The organism is Burkholderia sp. IT-111MI5 (assembly GCF_949752865.1).
GTDB classification, from domain to species: domain Bacteria; phylum Pseudomonadota; class Gammaproteobacteria; order Burkholderiales; family Burkholderiaceae; genus Burkholderia; species Burkholderia pyrrocinia_C.
The window spans coordinates 1-262 of sequence record NZ_CATKIF010000063.1; the positions used below are offsets into that span (position 1 = coordinate 1).

Genomic DNA, 262 nt, shown 5'->3' on the forward strand with positions numbered 1-262 from the left:
CGTCAGGTTGCCCTGGCCGTCGTCGCCCACCAGGCCGGATTGCTTCAACTGGCCGAGGTTCAACGCGTCGCTGTCGCCCGTTGCGTCAGCCACGTTCGTCACCTTCACCGGGCCGTTGCCATCGCCCAGCGTCACCGAGCCGTAGTTCGGCGAACCGTCTTGGTTGCGGTCGTACGTCACCGCGGCAATCGCCCTGCCATCGCCGCCGATCAGGCCCGAGTCCTTCAGCTGGCTCACGTTCACCGCGTCGAGGTCGGCAGTA

1 pseudogene is annotated in these 262 nt (G+C 66.8%); it reads right to left on the reverse strand.

Going from position 1 to position 262, the window contains the following annotated elements:
* Positions 1 to 262, reverse strand: a pseudogene (locus ACM6JT_RS29375) (hypothetical protein); the annotation flags it as partial.